Source organism: Deefgea piscis, from assembly GCF_019665785.1.
Classification (GTDB): Bacteria; Pseudomonadota; Gammaproteobacteria; order Burkholderiales; family Chitinibacteraceae; genus Deefgea.
The window spans coordinates 1,644,285-1,669,025 of sequence record NZ_CP081149.1 but is presented as its reverse complement, the minus strand read 5'-3'; the positions used below and the strand labels follow the sequence as shown (position 1 = coordinate 1,669,025).

The window sequence follows — 24,741 nt, the reverse complement described above, 5'->3', positions numbered from 1 at the left end:
AATTACAAAGGCTTGGATGACTGAGATTGATTAATCAAATCCTCGAATTCATGGCGGAAGTGTTTCAACATTCCACGCACAGGGAAAACTGCAGCATCACCTAACGCACAAATTGTGCGGCCAGCGATGTTATCACCAACACGCGATAGCAAATCGAGGTCTTCCATACGACCTTCGCCATGCGCGATACGATGTACCACACGATACAACCAGCCAGTACCTTCACGGCAAGGCGTGCATTGACCACATGATTCTTCATGATAGAAATACGACAAGCGCTCTAATGCACTTACCATACTGACGGTTTCATCCATCACGATCACTGCACCAGACCCCAACATTGAGCCGGCCTTAGCGATAGAATCGTAATCCATCGTACATTGCATCATGATTTCAGCAGGTAATACTGGCGCTGAAGATCCACCAGGAATCACAGCTTTCAGTTTTTTACCATCACGCATACCGCCGCACATTTCTAATAATTCAGAAAAAGGAGTACCAAGCGGGATTTCGTAATTACCCGGACGGTTAACATGACCAGAAACCGAGAATAATTTAGTGCCACCGTTATTAGGTTTACCTAGCTCAAGGAATTTCTGGCCGCCTTCGCGGATAATGTACGGTACCGAGGCAAACGTTTCGGTATTATTAATCGTTGTTGGCTTGCCGTATAAACCATAAGAAGCAGGGAACGGCGGTTTAAATCGCGGCTGGCCTTTTTTGCCTTCCAATGATTCAAGCAATGCAGTTTCTTCACCACAGATATAGGCGCCATAACCATGATGCGCATGCAGCTGAAAACTAAAATCAGAGCCTAAAATGTTATCGCCTAAAAAACCCGCAGCACGTGCTTGCTCAAGTGCGATTTCAAAACGCTCATAGGCTTCAAAGATTTCGCCATGGATATAGTTATACCCAACAGAAATACCCATAGCGTAAGCACCAATAATCATGCCTTCAATCAAAGCATGTGGGTTATACACTTGAATATCGAGATCTTTAAAGGTACCAGGTTCGCCTTCATCGGTATTGCATACCAAATATTTTTGACCTGGAAAACTGCGCGGCATGAAAGACCACTTCAGCCCAGTAGGGAAACCTGCACCACCACGGCCGCGCAAGCCTGAAGTCTTCATTTCTGCAATGACTTCATCTTGAGTGATTTTGTCATTAATGATTTTTTTCAACGCTGCATAACCGCCACGCTTCACATATTCGTCAAGGTGCCAGCAATTTGGATCTTCAAATTCGACGCCCTCGAACACGACGCCTTTTACATAGACGGTCATTATTCGAGCTCCGCCAGTTTTTTATCAATGGCTTCTGGCGTCATGTGATTACACATGCTGTGGTTATTCACCAACATTACAGGTGCATAACCACAGGCTCCCATGCACTCACCTTCTTTTAAAGTGAATTTACCATCGGCAGTTGTTTCATTAAAACCAATACCCAACTTTTGTTTCAAATATTCAGCTGTGGTATAGCCACCAGACAAAGCGCAGGGTAGATTGGTACAAACCGTAAGTTTGTACTTACCAACCGGCTTCATGTCGTACATATTATAAAAAGTCGCGACTTCATAAGCGGCGAGCGGTGCAATATTTAAATAGATTGCAATCGCTTCAACCAACTCATTAGATAAAGAACGCTTTTCAACCTGAGCAATTCGCAAAGCGCCCATCACCGCAGAACGAGATTGTTCTGCTGGATATTTAGCAACTTCACGGTCAATTTGCCTAATTGAATCTACGGAAAGAAGATTGTGTAAAGACATTAGCGATCAATCTCCCCAAATACGATATCTTGCGTACCAATAATTGCAACAACGTCTGAAATCATATGTCCTCGTGACATTTCGTCTAAACCAGACAAATGCACGTAACCAGGCGCTCTGATTTTCATTCGATATGGTTTATTTGCACCATCGGAAACCATGTAAATACCAAACTCACCTTTTGGATGTTCAATTGCGGCATACGCCTCACCTTCAGGCACATGCATACCTTCAGTGAACAATTTAAAGTGGTGAATCAAGTCTTCCATATTCGACTTCATTCCTTCACGAGAAGGCGGCGCCACTTTATGGTTAGTCGTGATGACCGGACCTGGATTTTCTTTTAACCATTGCACGCATTGCTTAATAATGCGGTTTGATTGACGCATTTCTTCAACACGCACCAAATAACGATCGTAGCAATCACCGTTTTTGCCGACAGGGATGTCAAAATCCATCTTGTCGTACACTTCATACGGTTGCTTTTTACGCAAATCCCATTCAACGCCAGAACCACGTAACATCGCACCAGTAAAGCCCAACGCCAATGCTCGCTCAGGCGATACCACACCAATACCCACAGTACGTTGCTTCCAGATACGATTATCTGTTAGCAGAGTTTCATACTCATCGACATATTTTGGGAATCGATTGGTGAAATCTTCGATAAAGTCGAGCAAGCTGCCTTCGCGATTAGAATTTAAACGCTTAATTGCCGCTGCATTACGGATTTTCGAAGCTTGATATTTTGGCATTTCATCCGGCAAGTCGCGATAGACGCCGCCCGGACGATAATATGCAGCATGCATCCGAGCACCAGAAACGGCCTCGTAGCAGTCCATCAAATCTTCACGCTCACGGAAAGCGTAAAGGAAAATAGTCATTGCGCCACAGTCAATACCATGTGCACCAATCCACAACAGATGATTCAAAATCCGCGTAATTTCGTCGAACATAACGCGAATATATTGAGCTCGAATTGGCACATCTAAATTGAGCAGCTTCTCAATTGCCATACAGTAGGCATGCTCATTGGACATCATTGACACATAATCAAGACGATCCATATAAGGCAAAGACTGAATGTAGGTTTTACTTTCGGCTAATTTTTCAGTACCACGATGCAAGAGACCAATGTGCGGATCAGCACGCTCGACTACTTCGCCATCCAACTCCAGCACCAAACGCAATACACCATGCGCTGCCGGATGTTGTGGACCAAAATTTAATGTGTAATTACGGATTTCAGCAGCCACCGTAGTTCTCCTCGCGGATAATGCGCGGTGTTATTTCACGCGGCTCGATGGTTACAGCCTGATAGATCACACGTGCCTGTTCAGCGTCATAACGCATTTCAACAAAGCCAGACAGTGGAAAATCTTTACGGAAGGGGTGCCCAACAAAACCATAATCTGTCAACAAACGTCGTAGATCTGGGTGGCCTTGATAAATAATCCCGTATAAGTCGAATGATTCGCGCTCAAACCAATTAATTGCTGGCCAAACCTCAACCACGGAATTAACGACTGGAAAGGCATCATCAATACAGAATACTCTTACACGTAAGCGCACATTGTATTTGTACGACAGCAAATGGTAGACCGTCGCAAAGCGAGCGCCCTCCCATACTCCATCTTTATACGTACTATAATCAATACCACAGGCATCAATTAATTGCTCAAATTGCAACTGTGGATCATCACGCAGCAATAAAGCCACTTCAGACCACAAGCTTGCCGGCACTTCTAGCGTCACTTCATCCAGCGCGGTTTTCAGCGAAGCAATTTTTGCCTCACCCAAAACAGCACGCAGACTACCCATGAGCGTTTCTAACTTATTCGCCACAGTTCACCTCACGAGCGCGCAATGGTATTGGTACGCTTAATCTTGTTTTGCAGCTGAATAATGCCGTACAAGAGCGCTTCAGCTGTCGGAGGACAGCCAGGAACATAAACATCGACCGGTACAATGCGATCACAACCACGCACAACAGAATATGAGTAGTGATAATAACCACCCCCATTGGCGCAGGACCCCATCGAAATCACCCAGCGCGGCTCTGGCATTTGATCGTAAACTTTACGTAAAGCAGGCGCCATTTTGTTGCACAAGGTTCCTGCCACAATCATTAAGTCTGATTGGCGTGGCGACGGACGAAATACAACACCAAAGCGATCCAAGTCATAACGTGCAGCGCCCGCGTGCATCATTTCGACAGCACAGCAGGCCAAACCAAATGTCATTGGCCACAAAGAACCCGTACGAGCGCTGTTGATGACCATATCCACTGTTGTGGTAACAAACCCTTTTTCTTGCGATTCCATTTGTCTCACTCCCACTCTAGAGCGCCCTTCATCCATTCGTAGACGAAGCCGACCACCAGAATGGCCAAGAAAATCATCATCGACAAAAAGCCGAACATTCCCAATTCTTTAAGCACAACGGCCCAAGGAACTAAAAATGCAACTTCCAAATCAAACAAGATAAACAAAATCGCCACCAAATAATACCGCACATCAAACTGCATGCGCGCGTCTTCGAATGCTTCAAAACCACATTCGTAAGGTGAGTTTTTTGCCGTATCTGGCCGAGCCGTTCCCAAAACCTTACTCACCCCGTAGCCCAGCACCAGTGGAATAACACCCACGAGTAAACCAACCAACAGAAAAAGCAGGATGGGGAAATAGTTTTGCAGCATGAAAATCCCCAGTTCAGAGTATTACAAAAAGGCTAGACAGCTTATTGTTATTTTTATTACATAGAAACGCTGGGATTCCCCAGCGTATTTGAAGCACTAAGTCAGCAAACTAACAACATCATAGCTGCCAAACTTAGTATATACCGACAAACCACATGCAATGGCATGGATTTAGTCAGGAATTTTTTGCCCTTCAACTTGAGATGCGACTGCAGCTGGCTGTACTGTCGACATAATTGAGGCAGTTTGTTTTGGTGCGGTCAATAAAACCAAGGCCATCGACGTAACAAAAAAAACTGTTGCACAAATGCCAGTACTGCGACTTAAAAAGTTAGCTGAGCCACTCGAACCGAACACACTACCGGCCGATCCGCTACCAAATGCAGCCCCCATATCCGCACCTTTGCCATGCTGCATCAACACCAACACAATGACAGCGATAGCAGAAATCACATTTACGGTAAGCACTAAACTGGTAATAAAGTCCATTATTTTCTCATTTCAAGAGCGACGTGAATTGTACCATCAGCGCGCCGCTTTGCAAATCTCTACAAATTCGAAGGCGGAGAGTGCTGCACCCCCCACCAACACCCCATCGACATGCTGCACAGCCAAAATTGACTCTGCATTATTCGACTTCACACTGCCGCCATAGAGAACTTTAACTCGTTCATCTAATTGATTTTTAATCAATGCATGCATCGGCGAAATCTGCTCACTGGAGGCAACCATGCCACTACCTACAGCCCAAGAAGGCTCGTATGCCACAGCATACAATCCAACTGGTAAATTTTGTAATACCTGTAACTGAGCCGCAACAACTTCTTCTGCGCGACCTTCACGTCGCTGCTCTGCGGACTCACCCACACAGTAAATCCCAAACAAGCCGGCATCTAGAGCAGCGCGCATTTTAACACCAGCTTGCTCTGTCGTCTCACCAAATAATCGCCGACGCTCAGAATGACCAACAATCACCATCTCACACCCGATATCAGCGAGCATCCCCGACGACACCTCACCCGTATATGCCCCGATGTGATACTGGCTAACGTCTTGAGCGCCACACTGCACATGGGTATTGTGAAGAATCTGCCTTGCCAACATCACATACGGATATGGGACACAGACCCCCACATTGGCCTGTAGCTTAGCCTGGGCAATCTCCCCCAAAACCGATTTAACCTGACCAATACTGCCATGCAGCTTCCAATTACCCACCACCAGTTGCTTTGCCATATTTACTTTATCCCTATCAACAGTAGAAATGGTAACGTTCCCAGCCAATCAACGTCAAACGCTAAAGCCCAAACCCGCAAACATAACCAAGACATGCATGCATATAATTCCTAAACCCAAGGATTTAAATAATGCACCCCATCCCCTACATACACTCAGCTTCCCTGCAAAACCCAAGCCCCTTAAATATCAAATTCTTCGCAATACTTCAGCACATGGATTTTTGTAATAATTCGGAAACAATAAACGATTACGATGCGGCTTGTTCAATACATACACACTCAGACAAACCCAAGGGATTTAACTGATTATGACTCTAGTTCACAAAATGCTCGTTACCGCTGGTTTAACTGCTGGCCTTTTTAGCCAAGTCATTGCTGCAGACATTACCGGTGCAGGTGCAACCTTTCCGTACCCGCTCTATGCGAAATGGGCCGAGATGTATAAAGCCAAAACCGGCAACGGCATGAACTACCAATCTATCGGCTCAGGCGGTGGCATCAAACAAATTCAAGCAAAAACGGTTGATTTTGGTGCGACAGACATGCCACTCAAACCAGCTGACCTAGATAAAGACGGCTTAATTCAATTCCCGACCGTACTGGGTGGCGTTGTACCTGTTGTGAACATTCCAGGGATTGCACCTGGCCAATTAAAGCTATCGGCGACCTTGCTAAGCGACATTTACCTCGGCAAAGTTAAAAAATGGAATGACCCTGCTGTAGCAGCACTCAATCCTGGCGTCGCCTTGCCAGCACAGAACATTACAGTTGTACGCCGTTCCGACGGTTCTGGCACAACCTTCCTGTTCACAAACTATCTATCGCAAGTTTCGCCAGAGTGGAAACAAAAAGTTGGCTCAAATAGTTCAGTACAATGGCCAGCAGGTGTGGGCGGCAAAGGCAATGAAGGTGTAGCCAATTACGTTCAACGTATTAAAGGCGCTATCGGTTACGTTGAGTTTGTTTACGCCAAGCAAAACAAACTCTCACATACACAGCTATCGAATAGCTCTGGTGCATTTGTTCAGCCGTCAGAAGAGACATTTAAAGCGGCTGCAGCCAGCGCCGACTGGAAAAACGCACCGGGTATGTTCCTGGTAACCACCAATGCACCTGGCAAAGATGCATGGCCTATTGCTAGCCCTACGTTCATTTTGATGCACAAAAAACAAGACAAACCAACCCAAGGCGTAGAAGTACTTAAATTCTTCGATTGGGCTTATGGCGCAGACGCAGACAAAGTTTCTCTTGAACTGGATTACATCCCAATGCCAGACAATGTGGTTGCAATGATCAAGTCCAACTGGAAAACACAATTGAGCGACGGAAAAAATCCAATCTGGAAATAATTTCCCCGATTGAATTGCGCAGAGATACAATTCGCGCGCAGAAAACAAGCACACTCAATTAAGTAGTGTGCTTGTTAGTTTCTAAGTTTTGGAGGACCGGAGAATTACTGATGTCTAATATGTCGCAACGGATGAAAATACAACGACTGCAAGATGCATTCTTTGTCAACAGCACCCGTTTCTTTGCTTTCTTTGTGCTTGCTCTATTGAGCGGCATTATTATTTCTTTGCTCTATGGCGCCCTACCTAGCATCAAAGCTTTCGGCCTTGGCTTTATTTCTTCAAGTGATTGGAACCCTGTTACCGATCAATTTGGCGCTTGGCCATCGATTCGTGGCACATTAATTTCCTCAGCAATTGCCTTGGTTGTTGCAGTACCGATCAGCTTTGGTATTGCAATTTTCCTGACTGAACTCTCACCCGTTTGGCTACGCCGTCCGCTTGGCATTTGTATTGAATTGCTCGCAGGTGTGCCATCGATTATTTACGGCATGTGGGGTCTGTTTGTATTTGCACCATTGTTTGCCGACCATGTCCAACCCTGGATCACCGAAGTCACCGCAGGCGTTCCTATTTTAGGCCCTTTATTTGACGGCCCGCCAATGGGCATCGGTATGTTTACCGGCGGCTTAATTTTATCAATTATGGTCATCCCTTTTGTCACCTCGGTCATGCGTGACGTTTTTGAAGTGGTACCACCACTGCTCAAAGAATCAGCATATGGTCTTGGCGGCACGACTTGGGAAGTCGTGTGGAATATCGTCGTTCCCTACACCAAAACTGGGATTATTGGCGGCATTATGCTCGGCCTAGGCCGTGCACTGGGCGAAACAATGGCGATTACGTTTGTGATTGGTAATTCAATGAATGACATGAATTCACTGTTCGACCCTGCCACGACCATTTCAGCCACACTGGCCAATGAATTCACCGAAGCACATGGCGAGCTTTACACCTCATCACTGATTGAACTGGGCCTCTTGCTCTTCTTCATTACCTTTGTCGTTTTGGTCCTTTCTAAACTGCTCCTCATGCGTCTAAACCGCAATGAAGGCTCTCATTCTTAAGGATCGGTCATGAATAATTTAAATCCTAGCCTTTACCTACGTCGTCGCCTCGTTAACAACGTCAGCCTAATCCTTTCAATGATTGCCATGGCCTTTGGCTTGTTTTGGCTGTTTTGGATTATGTACACGCTGTTTTCTAACGGGATTGCAGGCTTAACATTGCAAACATTCACCGAAACAACCCCAGCGCCTGGCAGTCAAGGTGGTTTGGCGAATGCGATTTTGGGTAGTTTGCAGATGTCTGCAGTGGGCGTGTTGATTGGTACGCCCATCGGCATTTTGGCTGGTACCTATCTGGCCGAATTTGGTAACAAAGGCTGGTTAGCCCCAACAACTCGTTTTATCAACGATATCTTGCTATCTGCGCCATCGATTGTTATTGGCCTGTTTGTATTTGAAATTTACGTCACGCAAGTGGGGCATTTCTCAGGTTGGGCCGGCTCATTTGCTTTGGCCATCTTGGTGATACCAGTGGTGCTAAGAACCACAGAGAACATGCTGCTCTTAGTACCGACCGCCATGCGCGAAGCGGCCTACGCCCTTGGTGCACCACAATGGAAAATGGTGTTGTTTGTTACATTAAAAGCAGCAAAATCAGGTGTAGCTACAGGTATCTTGCTGGCAATCGCTCGCATTTTAGGCGAAACCGCCCCGCTGTTATTTACCGCGCTAAATAACCAGTTCTACTCAAACATGAATCAACCCATGGCGAACTTGCCGGTGGTTATTTTCCAATTTGCGATGAGTCCTTACGCAGAATGGCATCAATTAGCTTGGGCTGGCGCACTCTTAATTGGCCTATTTGTTCTCGGCATGAATATCATTGCCCGCGTCATTCTTCGCCAACCCAAACAACACTAATTTAGACTTTGAACGGACAATCATTCATGAGCACTCAACATAAAGCTGGCTTGACAGTCAAAAACTTAAATTTTTACTACGGCAACTTTCACGCACTTAAAAACATCAATTTGGAAATTTTAGCCGGAAAAGTCACCGCATTTATTGGCCCTTCTGGCTGCGGCAAGTCGACGTTGTTACGCACCTTCAATCGGATGTATGACCTTTATCCAAAATTACGTGCCGAAGGTGAAATCATCCTCAACGGGCAAAACATTTTAGAGTCTAGCGTTGACTTGAATATGCTGCGCGCCAAAGTTGGTATGGTTTTTCAAAAACCAACCCCATTTCCGATGTCGATTTATGACAATGTAGCATTCGGCGTTAAGCTCTATGAAACACTGAGCAAATCAGAAATGGATGATCGCATTGAATGGGCGCTCACTAAAGCCGCGCTGTGGAACGAAGTTAAAGACAAGCTTAAGCAGTCCGGCCTAGGTCTGTCTGGCGGCCAGCAGCAACGTCTTTGCATCGCCCGCGCCGTTGCCGTAAAACCTGAGATCCTCTTGCTCGACGAACCAACATCGGCACTCGATCCAATCTCAACCGCGCACGTTGAAGAGCTGATTCATGAGCTCAAAAAAGACTATACCATCGCCATTGTGACCCACAATATGCAACAAGCTGCACGGATTTCTGATTACACGGCGTATATGTATTTGGGTGAAATGATCGAAATGGGCGAAACAGATACGATCTTTACCGCACCAAAAGTAAAAGCAACTGAAGACTACATTACAGGCAAGTTTGGTTAAGCCATACTAAATTGTATATCTACAAAAAGGCCGCTTTAGCGGTCTTTTTGTTTAGTATACGAATAAAAGTCAATATATACATAGGCTGCAATCCAATACCCACACGACAAAGCAATGCATTTGTCATTTTATCGTAACACAATCAACTTATGCTACGGCCCCTCAAGTCAGAATACCAAAGCCCGTACACATGAAGATTGCCACACAACTTAAATATGTTAGCGCCATCACCTTGGCCGCACTTCTCACTGCGGCGCTATTTTGCAGCTGGAAACTCCATACTCTTAGATTGCATTTTTTAGAAAACCAACAAAAACAAACCAGCATTGCTCAGCTTGCACAAATGAAATCAAGCATGCTCACGCTGTCACGACTCGAGGTTATGGCGCCCGATGCGACGCAACAATTGCAGCAAGCCGAACAGCAAATTCACACCCTACAACAAGCATTAACCCCTACCCTCACACCGACTCAGCGACAACCTTTACAGCAAGCACTCAGCCAAAATTGGCAGCGCTATTTAACACAATTTCACAGCGCGATTAAAATCGCCGAAACCAACCCCGAAGATGCCATCACCATTCCAGAGCAACTTTACCGGAATAATTTGTCCCCACTACTTGAACAAATCAGCCAATTAATGCGCCAAATTGTGAATGATGCACAGCACAGCGAAACCAGCATCCAGCAAGACATTCAGCAACTCATTTGGGGCGTACTCACTCCAATTGCTTGTGCAGGGCTGATTATTATTATTTCTCAACTCGGCTTTGCCAAACGTTTGCAGCATTCTTTATATCAAATGGAATCAATTGCAAAGCGATTACGCTCGGGGGAAATCACATTACGCATGCCTGAAAGTCGCGACGAACTTGGCGAATTGGGTCTCGCTATCAACCAGTTTTTACAGCAACTTCAACAAGTCCTCACGCAAGCGAGTATTGCCGCGACAGCGACCCGAGCCGATACTCACCGAATTAGCGACTTATCGAATGCCGTTAGTCAAAATACGCATGATCAATCGCTACAGTTAGATGATATCCGGCACGCCAGCGCAACACTCAGCAGTGCAATCGCCCATGTTGGCGCTCTGGCTGCACAAGCAGCAAGTATCGCCCAATCTTCATACGCAGCTACGAGCAATGCGGATCAAGCAGGGCAAATCACACTAAAAAACCTCTCGGCCTTATCATCGCATTTTGCACAAGTTGAGGCTGAAATGCAGACACTGGCGCATTCCTTTAGTGAAATAGTGACCGCCAGCGCCACGATCAAAGACATTGCCGATCAAACTAATTTATTGGCACTCAATGCCGCCATTGAAGCCGCACGTGCTGGTGAATCTGGTAGAGGTTTTGCTGTGGTTGCCGATGAAGTGCGTAAATTAGCGCAACACACCACGACCTCCACTCGCAACATCCAAGACATCCTCAAAAAAACACAATCTAATACCAGCGTAACGAGCCATGCAATTAGTGCAGCAAGTTTATGTTTGGGGCAATTTAGTGACCATGGCCAGACGGTGTCACGCTCTTTATCGCAGATTCGTAGCGAAAGCGAAGGCGTCGCCAATATGATGGAGTCGATAGCCGTCGCTGTCGATCAACAAACAGCAGCGGCGCAGGCCATTGCTGAACAGGTGAGCACCATCAGCACTGGGCTGAATCACACACACAATGATAGTCAGGCAATCAAACAGGAAATGGCAGAACTGGCAGATGTGGCCAATGAACTCGAGCGATCAATGGCCACATTTCAAACTACGAAGTAATTACTCTTGCGCTTCAGCCTGAACAACTGCAGCGATTTTATCGGCCCATTCCCGCGCCATAGCAGGGTCGATATGCTCAACCATCACACGCACCACCGGCTCTGTGCCTGATGGGCGCAGCAATACGCGTCCATCATTACCCATTGCCGCTTCAGCAACAGCAACAGCCTCAGCAATACTTTCGGAAGCGTGGCAATCAAAACCTTTCGCAATGCGAACGTTTTTCAGCACCTGCTTAGATAGCGACAAATCTTTGCAAAAACCCGCCAAGGTTTGATTGCTTTCTTGTAGCGCCTGCAAAATCTGCAAGGCAGAAACAATCCCATCGCCCGTTGAATGCTTATCTAAACACAATAAATGCCCAGATCCTTCGCCACCGACCAGCCAATTATTCAGTTTCAATTGCTCCATCACGTAGCGATCACCGACTTTCGCCCGAACAAAGCCAATCCCTTTGGCTTTCAGCGCATTTTCAACGCCCAAATTCGTCATCAAGGTACCCACAACGCCAGCACCCAAAGTACCTTTTTGCTGACGATGGCTTGCTAACACATAGAGCAATTGATCGCCATCGACGATGGTGCCATCGCGATCGACCATAATCAGTCGGTCGCCATCACCATCAAGCGCAATACCGAAATGCGCACCTTCAGACAATACTTTAAGGCGCAATGTTTCTGGATGTGTTGCACCAACCTCATCATTGATATTAAAACCATCTGGTTTCACGCCAATGCTGATCACTTCGGCGCCCAGCTCATGAAACACATGCGGCGCGATGTGATACGTAGCGCCATGTGCGCAATCAACTACCAACTTCAAGCCACGTAAATCGAGCTCGTTAGGGAAGGTTGATTTACAAAATTCGATATAACGGCCAGCAGCATCGTCAATCCGCTTAGATTTACCAATTTGTTTTGATTGCACGCAGTGCTGGATTTCTTCGATTGCAGCTTCAATAGCGAGTTCAACATCATCAGGGAGTTTCTCTCCTGATGCGCTAAAGAATTTAATCCCATTATCGTGATAAGGATTATGTGACGCAGAAATAACCACCCCTGCCGACAAACGCAGCGCTCGCGTCAAATAAGCAATACCCGGTGTTGGCAAAGGCCCAGTTAAGTACACATCAACGCCTGCCGCATTAAAGCCGGCTTGCAAAGCAGCCTCAAGCATATAACCAGAAACGCGCGTATCTTTTCCGATCAATACGGCGGCATGCTCACCGTTTTTACGTGTACTATTTGCAGCAAATACCTTGCCTGCCGCAAAACCAAGTTTCATCGCAAAATCAGGCGTAATCGGATATTCACCCACTAAGCCTCGCACCCCATCTGTACCAAAAAATTTACGCGCCATAATGTCCTACCTATTTTGTAATAAGATTATTTTAATGCTTTCCACAACTTTAAAGCATCCGCCGTTTCCCTTACGTCATGCACACGCACAATGGCAGCTCCTTTTTGCACCGCAAGTAATGCCGCAACGATACTCGCCTGCACACGACCTGAAACTGCATAGCCCGTAATTTCACCCAACATTTTTTTCCGCGAAACCCCCACCAGCAAAGGCAGAGATAATTGCTCACACAATAAATCTAGCGACTGAAACAGCGCCACATTATGCGCCAAGGTTTTGCCAAAACCAAAACCAGGATCGAACACGATACGCTCGGCAGCAATACCAGCACTCATCGCCAATGCAATTCTCTGCTGCAAATAATGCCCCACTTCAGCAACAACGTCTTCATATGCTGGCGCATTTTGCATGGTTTGCGGCTCACCTTGCTTGTGCATTAAACAGACGCCAACCTGGCTTGCAGCCAATACGTCCATCGCCCCACTACCCTCTAGGGCACTAATATCATTCACCAAATCTACGCCAGCATCAATTGCAGCTCGCATCACCTCGGGCTTACGGGTGTCAATTGACAAGGGGACATTCAAGCTACTCAGCGCCTGTAGTACTGGAATCACTCGGCGAATTTCTTCTTCAACAGGCACCAACGCGGCACCTGGTCGCGTTGATTCTCCACCAATATCTAATATATCAGCACCATCTTTTAATAATCGCTCAGCATGAGCCACTGCATGGACTAAGGTATCGTATTGCCCACCATCAACAAATGAATCGGGGGTCACATTCACAATACCCATCACCCAAGGACGATCCAAGGCCAACTTAAACCGCCCACAGGAAAAATATTTCATCGGCACTCCTAATCAACAAAAAAAGGCGGCCAAGGCCGCCTTTTAAAATCAAACAATAAATCTATGCAGCATTAAGCTTCAGTTGCTGGTGTAGTCGTTACTTCTTGACCACCTTGGGTGGCATCGCCGCCCGTTACTGCGACTGTTACACGTGGTGGTGGCAAGCTTTTAGGTGGACGCGGCTCACGACCGGCCATAATATCCAACACTTGCTCACGATCAATCGTTTCCCACTCCATCAAAGCATTGGTCATTGCTTCAACTTTATCGCGGTTTTCTTCAAGAATTTTCTCTGCGACTGCGTATTGTTCATCAATAATTCGGCGAATCTCTGCATCGACTTGCTGCATCGTTGCTTCTGACATATTTTTATGCGTCGTCACTGAGCGGCCTAAAAATACTTCGCCTTCATTATCGCCATAAACCATTGGGCCTAATTTTTCAGTCATCCCGTAGCGAGTCACCATATCACGCGCCATACCGGTAGCACGCTCAAAGTCATTAGACGCACCCGTCGAAATACGATGAATAAATAAGTCTTCCGCAACACGACCACCAAACAAAATCGCTAAACGATTGAGCATTTGATCTTTATACAGCGAAAAACTATCGCGCTCAGGCAATTGCCAAGTCAAACCTAAAGCCCGACCGCGCGGCATAATGGTCACTTTATGTACTGGATCAGTACCAGGCAGCATTTCAGCAACAACCGCATGACCTGATTCGTGATACGCCGTTGCACGACGATCTTCTTCAGTCATGACCATGCTACGACGCTCTGGACCCATGTAAATTTTGTCTTTTGCTGACTCAAAATCAGCCATATCAACTAAACGCTTGGCGCGTCGTGCCGCAAACAGTGCGGCTTCATTGACTAAGTTAGCCAAATCAGCGCCCGACATGCCAGGTGTACCGCGAGCAATAATCGATGCATCAACATCATTAGCGATCGGCACTTTACGCATATGAACCGCAAGAATCTGTTCACGACCACGAATATCTGGCAAAGATACGGTAACTTGTCGGTCAAAACGACCTGGACGCAATAAAGCAGGATCAAGTACATCAGGACGATTGGTTGCTGCAATCACGATAATGCCTGAATTGCCTTCAAAGCCATCCATTTCAACCAGCATTTGGTTCAATGTTTGCTCGCGCTCATCATTACCGCCGCCCATACCCGCACCGCGCTGACGACCTACCGCATCAATTTCATCGATAAAGATGATACACGGCGCATTTTTCTTGGCATTTTCGAACATATCGCGAACGCGTGCGGCACCAACACCGACAAACATCTCAACGAAATCAGAACCCGAAATCGAGAAAAACGGCACCTTTGCTTCGCCAGCAATCGCTTTAGCCAGCAAGGTTTTACCGGTACCCGGCGAGCCTACGAGCAAGATCCCGCAAGGCATACGGCCACCTAAACTTTGATACTTGCTTGGATCACGCAAATAATCAACAATTTCAGAGACTTCTTCTTTGGCTTCATCACAACCGGCAACATCTGCAAAAGTCACCGAATTATTGTTTTCATCGAGCATTTTGGCTTTTGATTTACCAAAACTAAAAGCACCGCCTTTACCGCCGCCTTGCATCTTATTCATAAAGAAGATCCAAACGCCAATCAGCAACAACATCGGCGCCCAATTGACGAGCAAACTCATCAATAGACCTTGCTCTTCTTCGGCCTTGGCAGAAAACTTCACATTATATTTAATGAGCGTATCAACTAAACGGTAATCAAATGGCGCCAAGGTGGAATAACCCGCCCCATCGGCTTTTTTACCGCGAATCAATTGACCACGTAAAGGATTACCTTCGATTTCAGCACTGGCAATACGGCCTTGCTCAACATCCGTCATAAACTGCGAATACGGTATTTGAGTCGAGCCATCTTGATGCTTAGAAAATTGATTAAATACCGTCATCAGCACTAAGCCAACGACGAGCCAAATGGCGATATTCTTGCCGAGATTATTCAAGGCTTTGCTCCTGAGTTTCCCAAAACGAGGGATGATGAAAACATTTTACCTGTTTAGGACTTTTTTTGTTTACCCAATAAATAGACTTCGGGACTACGATCACGTGAAGCCTTTGGTTTTCGAGTCACAACCGACGCAAAAGTTTCACGCATCGCACTCATATACTCGGTAAATCCATAACCTTGAAACACTTTAACCAATAAATGACCGCCGGGCTTCAATTGTTCACGTGCAAATTCCAAAGCCAGCTCGCACAAATACATACTACGAGCCTGATCCGTATCGGCATTACCCGTTATATTGGGGGCAATATCACAAATGACAAGGTCTAACTGGCGGCCATTTAGCAAAGCACTAAATTCCGCCAAAACTTCATCTTCACGAAAATCGCCTTGCACAAATTCCACGCCACGAATCGGGTCCATTTCTAAAATATCTAGCGCAAAAACACGCCCATGCGGCCCTACTTTTTTGGCCGCAACTTGACACCAACTGCCGGGGGCAGCACCCAAGTCGGCCACCCAAATCCCGGGTTTAAGTAATTTATCTTTCTCATCAATTTCGATGAGCTTATAAGCAGCACGTGCACGATAGCCATCTTTTTTGGCCATCTGCACATAGTGGTCATTAACATGCTCTTGTAGCCATACATTACTGGAATTAGAACGAGCCATCAGGTAAACTATCCGGTTATTTCAAGGTTTTTAAGGTTAATCTCATGCTACAACTCACTGCAGATCAATGCCGACATTTGCGTAGCTTAGCGCACCATCTCAATCCGGTCGTGATGATTGGTAGCTCAGGCTTGACCGACGCTGTGATGCGCGAAATTGCGATCAATTTAGATGCGCACGAACTAATCAAGGTTCGCGTACTGGGCGACGATCGCGAAGCGCGGGTTCAGTTTATGGAAAAAATCTGTGCTGATCTTGGTGCTTGCCCAGTTCAACACTTAGGCAAACTGCTGCTTATTTTCCGCCCAAGCAACACTGACAAACCAAAGATCTTACTGCCTAAGCCAAAAAAGGTAGCAAAATAAAACAGGGGCGGCTTAGCCGCCCTTTTTTAATGCTCGCTAGACCATATATAGACTAGGCCAAAAATGCTCTGCATTAAATAAATCAAACTTGAAATCGTATGCCACTGCGCCAAACCACCACCAAACATACCCTCTGCGGCATTACTAACCACGGGTTTTAATTCGGCGATTAAAGGGAAAATGGCAAATTGATTAATCAGTGTACACAGCAACATACTCAAAATCAGCCACAAGCGCAGACTTTTAAATGCGCTTAGGCCATTAAACCAAATCTGCCAGACCGCCAAAAACAATCCTGCGACGATCCCGATCCAGCCAATCACATAAAACAATTTCCCTGCCACCATGCCGGCAACAGCTTTATCTAAACTCGTGAATAAGGCGGGCGCAACGACCATGCCGATAATCCACATCCCACCAATCCAAAGGGTGGTCAGTACATTCTTTAGTCCATTAGCCATGACGTATATGAATGGCGCATCGGTGTGCAAAAAGCCTCACACATATACCCACCCTATCTCCGCGTAGTTTAGATGTATTTTACCGCTAAAATTTCATACTCACGAATCCCGCCCGGCGCCATCACTTCAGCCACATCTTCGGCATATTTACCAATCAAAGCACGCGCAATCGGGCTTGATACTGAGATTTTACCGGCTTTAATATCCGCTTCATCATCACCAACAATCTGGTAAGTCACTTCAGCTTCGGTATCTAAATCTTGCAACAAAATTGTTGCACCAAACACAATGCGGCCTTCTGCGGTTTCTTCCAAATCTTTTGGATTGATAATTTGTCCATTAGACAACTTAGCTTCTAACTCAGCAATACGCCCTTCGACAAAGCCTTGCTTTTCTTTGGCCGCATCATACTCAGCATTTTCTGACAAATCGCCATGCGAGCGCGCTTCAGCAATCGCAGCAATCACAGTCGGACGCTCTACACTTTTTAAGTGCGCCAACTCAACTTTAAGCCTTTCAGCACCAACCACTGTGAGTGGGACCTTAACCATACTTTTTCTCCACTTAGTAATGACATCGCCACCACCAATAAAAACAAGAGCCGCCATCCCAATCTGGAACGGCGGCTTCACTTGAAGTGCAATACGTTATCAGTTATTTAACTGCAGATGCAAGTCTTGTAAACTATAAACGTTCAATTCTTTCATATCACGAATCCCCACGCAGGCTGCTTTTGCGCCAGCAATGGTCGTGAATACCGGCAACTTAGCTTTCAGCGCTTCATGACGAATCGAGTAACTATCTTGAATCGCTTGGCGACGCTCATCGACGGTATTAAAAATCATACCCACTTGACCATTGACGATCATATCAACGACATGCGGACGACCTTCAGTCACTTTGTTTACCGCAGTCACCGCCACACCAGCAGCGGCAATCGCAGCAGCAGTGCCCTTAGTAGCCAGCAATTTAAAGCCCAGTTTGGCCAAAATTGTTGCGCATTCAATCGCTGCAGGTTTATCCCCTTCGCGCACCGAAATAAACACACTACCTTGTGTCGGCAATACCACACCAGCGGCTAATTGCGATTTCACAAATGCCTCAGCAAAAGTCGTACCCACCCCCATCACTTCGCCGGTTGACTTCATTTCTGGGCCCAGAATTGAATCCACACCCGGGAATTTTGCGAATGGGAACACCGCTTCTTTCACTGAATAATACGGAGGAATCACCTCTACCGTCACACCTTGCGACACCAAAGATTGGCCTACCATACAACGCGCAGCCACTTTAGCTAAGGCCACGCTAGTGGCTTTAGATACGTACGGTACGGTACGTGAAGCACGTGGATTCACTTCCAGCACAAAGACCTTGGCATCATCGCCCTTGCCTTGAATCGCAAACTGCACATTCATCAAACCAACAACGTTCAAGCCTTTGGCCATCAACACCGTTTGGCGACGTAATTCGTCTTGCAACTCTTTGCTGAGTGAATACGGTGGCAATGAACATGCCGAGTCACCCGAGTGAACACCCGCTTGCTCAATATGCTCCATAATGCCGCCGATGATGACATCAGTACCATCAGAAATCGCATCCACATCCACTTCAATCGCATCGTTCAAGAAACGATCTAGCAATACTGGAGAATCATTCGATACTTTTACCGCTTCGCGCATATAGCGCTCAAGGTCTTTATCCGAATGTACGATTTCCATCGCACGGCCACCCAATACATACGATGGACGCACCACCAATGGATAGCCCAACTCACGTGCCAAATGCAAAGCATCTTGCTCAGTGCGTGCTGTCGCGTTAGGCGGTTGACGCAATTGCAAGTCTTGCAATAATTTTTGGAAACGCTCGCGATCTTCCGCGGCGTCGATCATGTCTGGGCTAGTACCAACAATTGGCACACCGTTAGCTTCTAAAGCACGTGCCAATTTCAATGGTGTTTGACCACCGTACTGCACAATCACGCCAAATGGTTTTTCAACCGCAACGATTTCAAGCACGTCCTCGAGCGTCAATGGCTCGAAATACAAACGATCTGACGTATCGTAATCAGTTGAAACCGTTTCTGGGTTGCAATTGACCATAATGGTTTCGTAACCATCTTCGCGCAAAGCCAGTGCAGCGTGAACGCAGCAATAGTCAAACTCGATACCTTGACCAATGCGGTTCGGGCCACCGCCCAAAATCATTACTTTCTTTTTGTCCGTCGGCGCTGCTTCGCATTCTTCTTCGTAAGTCGAATACATATACGCCGTATCGCTCGCAAACTCAGCTGCGCAGGTATCTACACGCTTATACACTGGACGAATACCAAATGCATGGCGTGCTTTACGCACCGCATTTTGATCGCAACCGAGCAAAGTACCCAAACGACGGTCCGAGAAACCTTTGCGTTTCAATTTACGGAATTCAAGCTTAGTGACACTTTCGACTGCACGGCCACGCAAGGCGGCTTCATCGTTCAGGATGTCTTGAATTTGCACCAAGAACCATGGGTCGATCTTCGAAATATTGTGAACTTCGTCCAAGCTCAAGCCAACGCGGAAAGCGTCCGCCACATACCACAAACGCTCTGGACCTGGCGTGGCAATTTCTGACTCGATCTTCGCGCGATCAGTACAAATTTCGTCAAAGCCCGACATGCCAGTTTCAAGACCACGCAAGGCTTTTTGCAATGATTCTTGTTGGGTGCGGCCAATGGCCATCACTTCACCCACCGACTTCATTTGTGTCGTTAAGCGATCATTGGCTTGCGGGAATTTCTCGAACGCGAAACGTGGGATTTTAGTCACAACGTAATCGATCGAAGGCTCAAACGACGCTGGCGTTTTACCGCCAGTAATTTCGTTTTTAAGCTCGTCCAGCGTATAACCCACGGCCAATTTAGCGGCAACTTTAGCAATCGGGAAGCCCGTTGCTTTTGACGCCAACGCGCTTGAGCGCGAAACACGTGGATTCATTTCAATCACGATCAAACGGCCATCGGCAGGATTAACCGAGAATTGCACGTTCGAGCCGCCCGTATCCACACCGATTTCACGCAATACCGCAATCGATGCATTACGCATGATTTGGTACTCTTTGTCGGTCAGCGTTTGTGCTGGCGCAACCGTGATCGAGTCACCGGTATGCACACCCATTGGGTCTAAGTTTTCAATCGAGCAGATGATGATGCAGTTGTCGTTCTTATCACGAACCACTTCCATCTCATACTCTTTCCAGCCCAAGAGCGATTCTTCAATCAGCAATTCTTTGGTTGGCGAGAGATCAAGACCGCGAGTACAGATCTCGATAAATTCTTGCATATTGTAGGCAATACCACCGCCCGAGCCACCCATTGTGAACGATGGACGAATAATCGTCGGAAAGCCCACTTGCGCCTGCACCGCCAATGATTCTTCTAAGCTATGCGCAATACCTGAACGCGCTGAACCCAGACCAATCTTATCCATCGCCACTTTAAATTTTTGACGATCTTCGGCTTTATCGATGGCTTCTGGGGTTGCACCGATTAATTCAACGTTGTATTTGTCGAGCACGCCGTGGTGCCACAAATCGAGCGCACAATTGAGTGCGGTTTGGCCACCCATCGTCGGCAAGATCGCATCTGGACGCTCTTTTTCGATGATTTTTTCTACAACTTGCCACGTAATTGGCTCGATGTAAGTCACATCCGCCATATTCGGGTCGGTCATGATGGTGGCAGGATTGCTGTTCACCAAAATGACTTTGTAACCCTCTTCGCGCAGCGCTTTACAAGCTTGCGCGCCAGAGTAGTCAAATTCACACGCTTGGCCGATCACAATCGGGCCCGCGCCAATAATCAATATGCTTTTAAGGTCGGTACGTTTTGGCATTGTGCTGTCAGGTTTGCGCGTTAAAAGGTGGTTTTCACCTCAACTTTTAATCGCGCAACACCTAGCTCCTTTAATAACTACGTGGATTAATCAGTTTGATTGAGCATACTTAATCGGCAACGCCACTTAAGCCTTACGCTCTGCCATTTGCGCAATAAACTTATCAAACAAGTACGCCACATCGTGTGGACCTGGGCTGGCTTCTGGGTGGCCTTGGAATGAGAATGCCGGCGTATCGGTCAATTCAATCCCTTGCACTGTGCCGTCAAACAATGAACGATGCGTCACGCGAACGTTGGCCGGCAAACTGGTTTCATCCACTTGAAAGCCATGATTCTGACTGGTAATCATCACATGCTTGCTATCCAAATCTTGCACTGGATGGTTGGCACCGTGGTGACCGAATTTCATTTTGCTGGTTTTACCGCCAGCGGCCAAACCGAGCAATTGATGACCCAAGCAAATACCAAAAATCGGTAATTTTTTGGCCAACAAGGCTTGAATCGCGTTGATGGCGTAATCACATGGCTCAGGATCGCCAGGGCCGTTCGACAAGAACACGCCGTCTGGATTAAGCGCCAACACGTCAGCAGCTGGAGTTTGCGCTGGCACCACGGTCAATTTGCAACCGCGTTCAGCCAACATGCGCAGAATATTGTGCTTCACACCGTAGTCGTAAGCGACCACGTGAAAACGTGGATTCGATTGCACGGTATAACCAACGCCTAATTTCCATTCGGCAGTCGACCATTCAAAGGCTTTCTCGCACGTAACGACTTTGGCCAAATCTTGACCGGCCATCGAGCCAAACGATTTGGCTTTAGCAACAGCAGCAGCTTCGTCGATATTTTCACCAGTCACGATGCAACCAGGCTGAGCGCCTTTCTCACGCAAAATACGGGTTAATTTACGGGTATCGATATCGGCAATAGCCACGACGTTGTTTTGCTTGAGATACTCCCCCAAGCTCATTGTCGCGCGAAAGTTAGAATGCAACAGAGGCAGATCGCGAATAATCAAGCCTTCGGCAAAAACTGAACGGCTTTCAGCGTCTTCTGGGTTAACACCGTAATTACCAATGTGCGGGTAAGTTAGCGTAACAATCTGTTTGGTATAAGAAGGGTCAGTTAAGATTTCTTGATAACCCGTCATTGAGGTATTAAATACCACCTCACCAAGGGTTTCACCATCAGAACCAATAGAAATACCATGAAAAATAGTGCCATCGGCAAGGGCCAAAATGGCAGGGCTAGCGGCTGGCGTGGGAACTGTCGTAGACACGGGGCGGCTCCAGGGCATTGCGCCCAATAAGTCAAAATCGGTGGCGTAGGCGTAGAAAAACGGGGTAAGGTTGCCCCACCCCGTTTCACACATACAAAATTGGCCGAATTCTACCCTAAAAGCCCTTTCCCATCAATGCTAATCAATTCGCCGCACGCTTATTTACCGAGCAAGCTTTCAACTTGCGCCACCAAAGCGCTGACTTTTTGATACGGCGCAAATCGGCCCACCACCCGCCCTTCACGATCAACTAAAAACTTGGTGAAATTCCAATGAATCCGCCCCAAGTGCAAAAACCCAGCCTGCTGCTGCTTTAAGTAAGTAAAGAGCGGCTCAGCCCGAGGCCCATTCACCTCAACCTTGGCAAACATCGGAAAATCAACCGCAAAGCGCAATTGGCAAAACTGCGCAATTTCCGCCGAACTACCGGGCTCTTGCCCGCCAAACTGATTACACGGAAAGCCCAACACCTGCAAACCGCGCTCGCGATACTGCTGATAGAGCTGCTGCAAATCGGCATATTGCGGCGTAAACCCACAGGCACTAGCCACATTCACAATCAGCAACACCTGACCACGAAAATCCGCCATCGGCTGCACTTGACCTGACAATGTTGTGACAGAAAAATCATAAATACTTTGCATGGCTTACTCGTTTATTCTTATTGCGTGTATTGTCGCTGGATTTAAACTCAGCCTCACCTCATATCGCCCTTAAGGACGACCTATGCACATCGCTAGCGGCTACGCCCACGGCCCACGACCCACGCCGCAAGTCGCCATTGCCGCCGTCAGCGCGGCCATGGCACGCGGCGGACTCAGTCAAGCTGGCTCAATTTATCTGTTTTTATCGATGCACTTTCAGCACGATATCAGCAATTGCTTACGGGCGGTCACGCAAGTCACTGGCAGTTTTGATATTTTTGGCGCCAGCGCCGCTGGTGTATTTAGCGATCAAGACTGGTCGCTCGACGCCCCCGCTGCTGCTGCGCTGGTGCTACCCGCACAAATGCATCTCCCGAGCAGTACGGATTATTTTTCGCTGGCCGCACCCAACGCCATCAACTCGCAATGGCTCAATCAAGGTGACCGGCGCTTTGGCGGCATTGCTGGAGACGCCACCGGCCAAGGCGCTTACGCCATCTGGCAACAAGGCCGCCCGCATACGGGATTTATCCAAACCCCGCTCACCCCTCGCGACATCATCGTCTCGCAAGGTTTTCAAGCACTTAGCCCGTTTTACACCATCACCGCCAGCAACGGCATTATGCTCGACAGCCTTGAGCACCAACCCGCTTACCACACACTCAAACCTTGGCTAAACGACCATCCTTTACACCACTTAATGGCAGGCCTGAACGACGGCACCGCCACGACATGGATTCCGGTAATTGGGGTAGATGAGCGCAAGCAATCGGTCATGCTCGCCCAAGCTGCTCCACCTTCGATGCAATTGTGTTGGGGGCATTTTGACAGCCAATCGGCCAGTCATGATCTAGGACTACAACTGATGCGCCGCCTTGCCGGTAAACCGCAACCCAAATGGGCATTAGTCATCTCAGGACACCGCCGAGTCATTGCCGGCAATGGCTTACACGAGCCCGATTGGTCGGCAATTCGCAGCGCCTTACCGGGCGTTCCCTTTGCTGGATTTTACGGCAATGGCCAGATTGTACCGCTCGCCAAAAGCAATCAAATCGTTGACAATAGCGTGGTCATTGCTCTTTTTGACTAAACCAGCCTGCAAAACCCAAGCCACCCTGCAAAGCAATTGACCCAGGCCGATGGGCCACAAGCGACAAACCACCGGTTAAGCCTTGTCGCCACGCCTGCTTTGCGATGGCCAACCAAAGACCCAGATCGACGCTATGTTATTTAACCCCAGCCGCGACGAAGCGCGCCGTTTTTTTATTCAAACCTGGCAAAAACACCTACAAAACCAAACGCTCGCCGACTTAGAAGCGGTGCTGGTTGATGTATTGATGGCGCACCCGGAATACCACACTTATTTAAGCATCGATTATCTTGATCACGATTGGCCGCCCGAGCATGGCGACACCAACCCCTTCTTGCACCTGAGTTTGCATCTGGCGCTAGCCGAGCAACTCTCAATCGATCAACCGGCGGGCGTGCGCCAACTGTACCAACAATTGCATCAGCAGCAAGGCGACGCGCACAAAGCGCTACACATCATGCTCGACTGTCTAGCTGAAATGATCTGGCAAGCGCAGCGCAATCAAACGCAGCCCGACCCCGCGATTTACCTAGCCGGCATTCGCCGTCACTTGGGTTTATTCCAATAAGTAGGTATATCCCTGCAAATAGCTAAAATCAAA

At 47.4% G+C, this 24,741-nt stretch carries 25 protein-coding genes; 8 read left to right on the top strand and 17 right to left on the bottom strand.

Annotated features, from left to right (window positions below; genetic code table 11):
• Positions 1-2: 2 nt before the first annotated feature.
• From nuoF to tpiA, 8 genes are all read right to left on the bottom strand, one after another.
• On the bottom strand, positions 3-1,289 hold the full coding sequence (gene nuoF / locus K4H25_RS07725) for an NADH-quinone oxidoreductase subunit NuoF (protein ID WP_221022732.1): 1,287 nt from the start codon (positions 1,287-1,289) through the stop codon (positions 3-5).
• Positions 1,289-1,777, bottom strand: a complete 489-nt coding sequence (gene nuoE / locus K4H25_RS07720) for an NADH-quinone oxidoreductase subunit NuoE (RefSeq protein WP_221022731.1) — start codon at positions 1,775-1,777, stop codon at positions 1,289-1,291. Before nuoE ends, nuoF begins: the two co-directional genes overlap by 1 nt.
• Entirely contained in the window at positions 1,777-3,033 is a 1,257-nt protein-coding gene (locus K4H25_RS07715; protein WP_221022730.1) for an NADH-quinone oxidoreductase subunit D, read from the bottom strand. Before K4H25_RS07715 ends, nuoE begins: the two co-directional genes overlap by 1 nt.
• Positions 3,023-3,598, bottom strand: coding sequence for an NADH-quinone oxidoreductase subunit C (locus K4H25_RS07710; RefSeq protein ID WP_255588198.1), 576 nt, complete (start codon positions 3,596-3,598; stop codon positions 3,023-3,025). The genes K4H25_RS07715 and K4H25_RS07710 overlap by 11 nt, the downstream gene beginning before the upstream one ends.
• Positions 3,599-3,630: 32 nt before the next feature.
• Positions 3,631-4,101 (bottom strand): NuoB/complex I 20 kDa subunit family protein, encoded by a 471-nt coding sequence (locus K4H25_RS07705; RefSeq protein WP_173533763.1) that lies wholly within the window; start codon positions 4,099-4,101, stop codon positions 3,631-3,633.
• 5 nt (positions 4,102-4,106) lie between these two features.
• Complete coding sequence (gene ndhC, locus K4H25_RS07700) at positions 4,107-4,475, bottom strand: NADH-quinone oxidoreductase subunit A (protein ID WP_221022728.1); 369 nt, start codon at positions 4,473-4,475, stop codon at positions 4,107-4,109.
• Between the two features lie 171 nt (positions 4,476-4,646).
• On the bottom strand, positions 4,647-4,964 hold the full coding sequence (gene secG, locus K4H25_RS07695) for a preprotein translocase subunit SecG (protein WP_173533761.1): 318 nt from the start codon (positions 4,962-4,964) through the stop codon (positions 4,647-4,649).
• Between the two features lie 36 nt (positions 4,965-5,000).
• Positions 5,001-5,711 (bottom strand): triose-phosphate isomerase, encoded by a 711-nt coding sequence (tpiA, locus tag K4H25_RS07690; protein ID WP_173533760.1) that lies wholly within the window; start codon positions 5,709-5,711, stop codon positions 5,001-5,003.
• A gap of 310 nt (positions 5,712-6,021) precedes the next feature.
• On the opposite strand from tpiA, the gene pstS reads away from it, so the two are divergent.
• From pstS to K4H25_RS07665, 5 genes are all read left to right on the top strand, one after another.
• A complete protein-coding gene (pstS, locus tag K4H25_RS07685; protein WP_255588149.1) occupies positions 6,022-7,062 on the top strand; it encodes a phosphate ABC transporter substrate-binding protein PstS in 1,041 nt (346 codons plus the stop codon).
• 110 nt (positions 7,063-7,172) lie between these two features.
• A complete protein-coding gene (pstC, locus tag K4H25_RS07680; protein WP_221022727.1) occupies positions 7,173-8,129 on the top strand; it encodes a phosphate ABC transporter permease subunit PstC in 957 nt (318 codons plus the stop codon).
• Positions 8,130-8,138: 9 nt separating this feature from the next.
• Positions 8,139-8,990: a phosphate ABC transporter permease PstA gene (gene pstA, locus K4H25_RS07675; protein ID WP_221022726.1), complete on the top strand. Its 852-nt coding sequence runs from the start codon at positions 8,139-8,141 to the stop codon at positions 8,988-8,990.
• Between the two features lie 26 nt (positions 8,991-9,016).
• Entirely contained in the window at positions 9,017-9,784 is a 768-nt protein-coding gene (gene pstB, locus K4H25_RS07670) for a phosphate ABC transporter ATP-binding protein PstB (protein ID WP_221022725.1), read from the top strand.
• Positions 9,785-9,974: 190 nt separating this feature from the next.
• Positions 9,975-11,555 (top strand): methyl-accepting chemotaxis protein, encoded by a 1,581-nt coding sequence (locus K4H25_RS07665; RefSeq protein ID WP_221022724.1) that lies wholly within the window; start codon positions 9,975-9,977, stop codon positions 11,553-11,555.
• On the opposite strand, the gene glmM is transcribed toward K4H25_RS07665, so the two are convergent.
• The 4 genes from glmM to K4H25_RS07645 all read right to left on the bottom strand — a co-directional run bounded on the left by glmM (position 11,556) and on the right by K4H25_RS07645 (position 16,430).
• The gene (gene glmM, locus K4H25_RS07660) at positions 11,556-12,914 is read right to left on the bottom strand and encodes a phosphoglucosamine mutase (RefSeq protein ID WP_221022723.1); all 1,359 of its coding nucleotides are present in this window, start codon (positions 12,912-12,914) and stop codon (positions 11,556-11,558) included.
• Positions 12,915-12,940: 26 nt separating this feature from the next.
• Positions 12,941-13,765 carry a dihydropteroate synthase gene (folP, locus tag K4H25_RS07655; RefSeq protein ID WP_221022722.1) on the bottom strand — a complete coding sequence of 275 codons (825 nt, stop codon included), beginning with the start codon at positions 13,763-13,765 and terminating at the stop codon, positions 12,941-12,943.
• Positions 13,766-13,836: 71 nt separating this feature from the next.
• Positions 13,837-15,753, bottom strand: a complete 1,917-nt coding sequence (ftsH, locus tag K4H25_RS07650) for an ATP-dependent zinc metalloprotease FtsH (RefSeq protein ID WP_173533752.1) — start codon at positions 15,751-15,753, stop codon at positions 13,837-13,839.
• Positions 15,754-15,806: 53 nt separating this feature from the next.
• Entirely contained in the window at positions 15,807-16,430 is a 624-nt protein-coding gene (locus K4H25_RS07645) for an RlmE family RNA methyltransferase (protein ID WP_173534696.1), read from the bottom strand.
• 41 nt (positions 16,431-16,471) lie between these two features.
• Between K4H25_RS07645 and yhbY the strand changes: the two genes are divergently transcribed.
• Positions 16,472-16,792 carry a ribosome assembly RNA-binding protein YhbY gene (gene yhbY / locus K4H25_RS07640; protein WP_221022721.1) on the top strand — a complete coding sequence of 107 codons (321 nt, stop codon included), beginning with the start codon at positions 16,472-16,474 and terminating at the stop codon, positions 16,790-16,792.
• 26 nt (positions 16,793-16,818) lie between these two features.
• Here the strand turns inward: yhbY and K4H25_RS07635 are convergent, their stop codons facing one another.
• The 5 genes from K4H25_RS07635 to K4H25_RS07615 all read right to left on the bottom strand — a co-directional run bounded on the left by K4H25_RS07635 (position 16,819) and on the right by K4H25_RS07615 (position 23,050).
• Positions 16,819-17,253 (bottom strand): DUF4149 domain-containing protein, encoded by a 435-nt coding sequence (locus K4H25_RS07635; RefSeq protein ID WP_221022720.1) that lies wholly within the window; start codon positions 17,251-17,253, stop codon positions 16,819-16,821.
• Positions 17,254-17,321: 68 nt separating this feature from the next.
• Positions 17,322-17,804, bottom strand: a complete 483-nt coding sequence (gene greA, locus K4H25_RS07630) for a transcription elongation factor GreA (protein WP_221022719.1) — start codon at positions 17,802-17,804, stop codon at positions 17,322-17,324.
• Between the two features lie 99 nt (positions 17,805-17,903).
• Positions 17,904-21,125: a carbamoyl-phosphate synthase large subunit gene (carB, locus tag K4H25_RS07625; RefSeq protein ID WP_221022718.1), complete on the bottom strand. Its 3,222-nt coding sequence runs from the start codon at positions 21,123-21,125 to the stop codon at positions 17,904-17,906.
• 126 nt (positions 21,126-21,251) lie between these two features.
• Positions 21,252-22,406, bottom strand: coding sequence for a glutamine-hydrolyzing carbamoyl-phosphate synthase small subunit (gene carA / locus K4H25_RS07620; RefSeq protein ID WP_255588148.1), 1,155 nt, complete (start codon positions 22,404-22,406; stop codon positions 21,252-21,254).
• 158 nt (positions 22,407-22,564) lie between these two features.
• Positions 22,565-23,050, bottom strand: coding sequence for a glutathione peroxidase (locus tag K4H25_RS07615; RefSeq protein WP_221022716.1), 486 nt, complete (start codon positions 23,048-23,050; stop codon positions 22,565-22,567).
• A gap of 82 nt (positions 23,051-23,132) precedes the next feature.
• On the opposite strand from K4H25_RS07615, the gene K4H25_RS07610 reads away from it, so the two are divergent.
• Together K4H25_RS07610 and K4H25_RS07605 are read left to right on the top strand one after the other, a co-directional pair.
• Entirely contained in the window at positions 23,133-24,140 is a 1,008-nt protein-coding gene (locus tag K4H25_RS07610; RefSeq protein ID WP_221022715.1) for an FIST N-terminal domain-containing protein, read from the top strand.
• A 133-nt stretch (positions 24,141-24,273) separates the two neighbouring features.
• The gene (locus tag K4H25_RS07605; RefSeq protein ID WP_221022714.1) at positions 24,274-24,708 is read left to right on the top strand and encodes a DUF1841 family protein; all 435 of its coding nucleotides are present in this window, start codon (positions 24,274-24,276) and stop codon (positions 24,706-24,708) included.
• Positions 24,709-24,741 lie beyond the last annotated feature (33 nt).

Bases quoted from the DNA above. Each gene is read 5' to 3' on its own strand.
- nuoF (WP_221022732.1), bottom strand. From the start codon at position 1,289: ATGACCGTCTATGTAAAAGGCGTCGTGTTCGAGGGCGTCGAATTTGAA.
- nuoE (WP_221022731.1), bottom strand. From the start codon at position 1,777: ATGTCTTTACACAATCTTCTTTCCGTAGATTCAATTAGGCAAATTGAC.
- K4H25_RS07710 (WP_255588198.1), bottom strand. From the start codon at position 3,598: ATGGGTAGTCTGCGTGCTGTTTTGGGTGAGGCAAAAATTGCTTCGCTG.
- K4H25_RS07705 (WP_173533763.1), bottom strand. From the start codon at position 4,101: ATGGAATCGCAAGAAAAAGGGTTTGTTACCACAACAGTGGATATGGTC.
- ndhC (WP_221022728.1), bottom strand. From the start codon at position 4,475: ATGCTGCAAAACTATTTCCCCATCCTGCTTTTTCTGTTGGTTGGTTTA.
- secG (WP_173533761.1), bottom strand. From the start codon at position 4,964: ATGGACTTTATTACCAGTTTAGTGCTTACCGTAAATGTGATTTCTGCT.
- tpiA (WP_173533760.1), bottom strand. From the start codon at position 5,711: ATGGCAAAGCAACTGGTGGTGGGTAATTGGAAGCTGCATGGCAGTATT.
- pstS (WP_255588149.1), top strand. From the start codon at position 6,022: ATGACTCTAGTTCACAAAATGCTCGTTACCGCTGGTTTAACTGCTGGC.
- pstC (WP_221022727.1), top strand. From the start codon at position 7,173: ATGTCTAATATGTCGCAACGGATGAAAATACAACGACTGCAAGATGCA.
- pstA (WP_221022726.1), top strand. From the start codon at position 8,139: ATGAATAATTTAAATCCTAGCCTTTACCTACGTCGTCGCCTCGTTAAC.
- pstB (WP_221022725.1), top strand. From the start codon at position 9,017: ATGAGCACTCAACATAAAGCTGGCTTGACAGTCAAAAACTTAAATTTT.
- K4H25_RS07665 (WP_221022724.1), top strand. From the start codon at position 9,975: ATGAAGATTGCCACACAACTTAAATATGTTAGCGCCATCACCTTGGCC.
- glmM (WP_221022723.1), bottom strand. From the start codon at position 12,914: ATGGCGCGTAAATTTTTTGGTACAGATGGGGTGCGAGGCTTAGTGGGT.
- folP (WP_221022722.1), bottom strand. From the start codon at position 13,765: ATGAAATATTTTTCCTGTGGGCGGTTTAAGTTGGCCTTGGATCGTCCT.
- yhbY (WP_221022721.1), top strand. From the start codon at position 16,472: ATGCTACAACTCACTGCAGATCAATGCCGACATTTGCGTAGCTTAGCG.
- K4H25_RS07635 (WP_221022720.1), bottom strand. From the start codon at position 17,253: ATGGCTAATGGACTAAAGAATGTACTGACCACCCTTTGGATTGGTGGG.
- greA (WP_221022719.1), bottom strand. From the start codon at position 17,804: ATGGTTAAGGTCCCACTCACAGTGGTTGGTGCTGAAAGGCTTAAAGTT.
- carB (WP_221022718.1), bottom strand. From the start codon at position 21,125: ATGCCAAAACGTACCGACCTTAAAAGCATATTGATTATTGGCGCGGGC.
- K4H25_RS07615 (WP_221022716.1), bottom strand. From the start codon at position 23,050: ATGCAAAGTATTTATGATTTTTCTGTCACAACATTGTCAGGTCAAGTG.
- K4H25_RS07610 (WP_221022715.1), top strand. From the start codon at position 23,133: ATGCACATCGCTAGCGGCTACGCCCACGGCCCACGACCCACGCCGCAA.
- K4H25_RS07605 (WP_221022714.1), top strand. From the start codon at position 24,274: ATGTTATTTAACCCCAGCCGCGACGAAGCGCGCCGTTTTTTTATTCAA.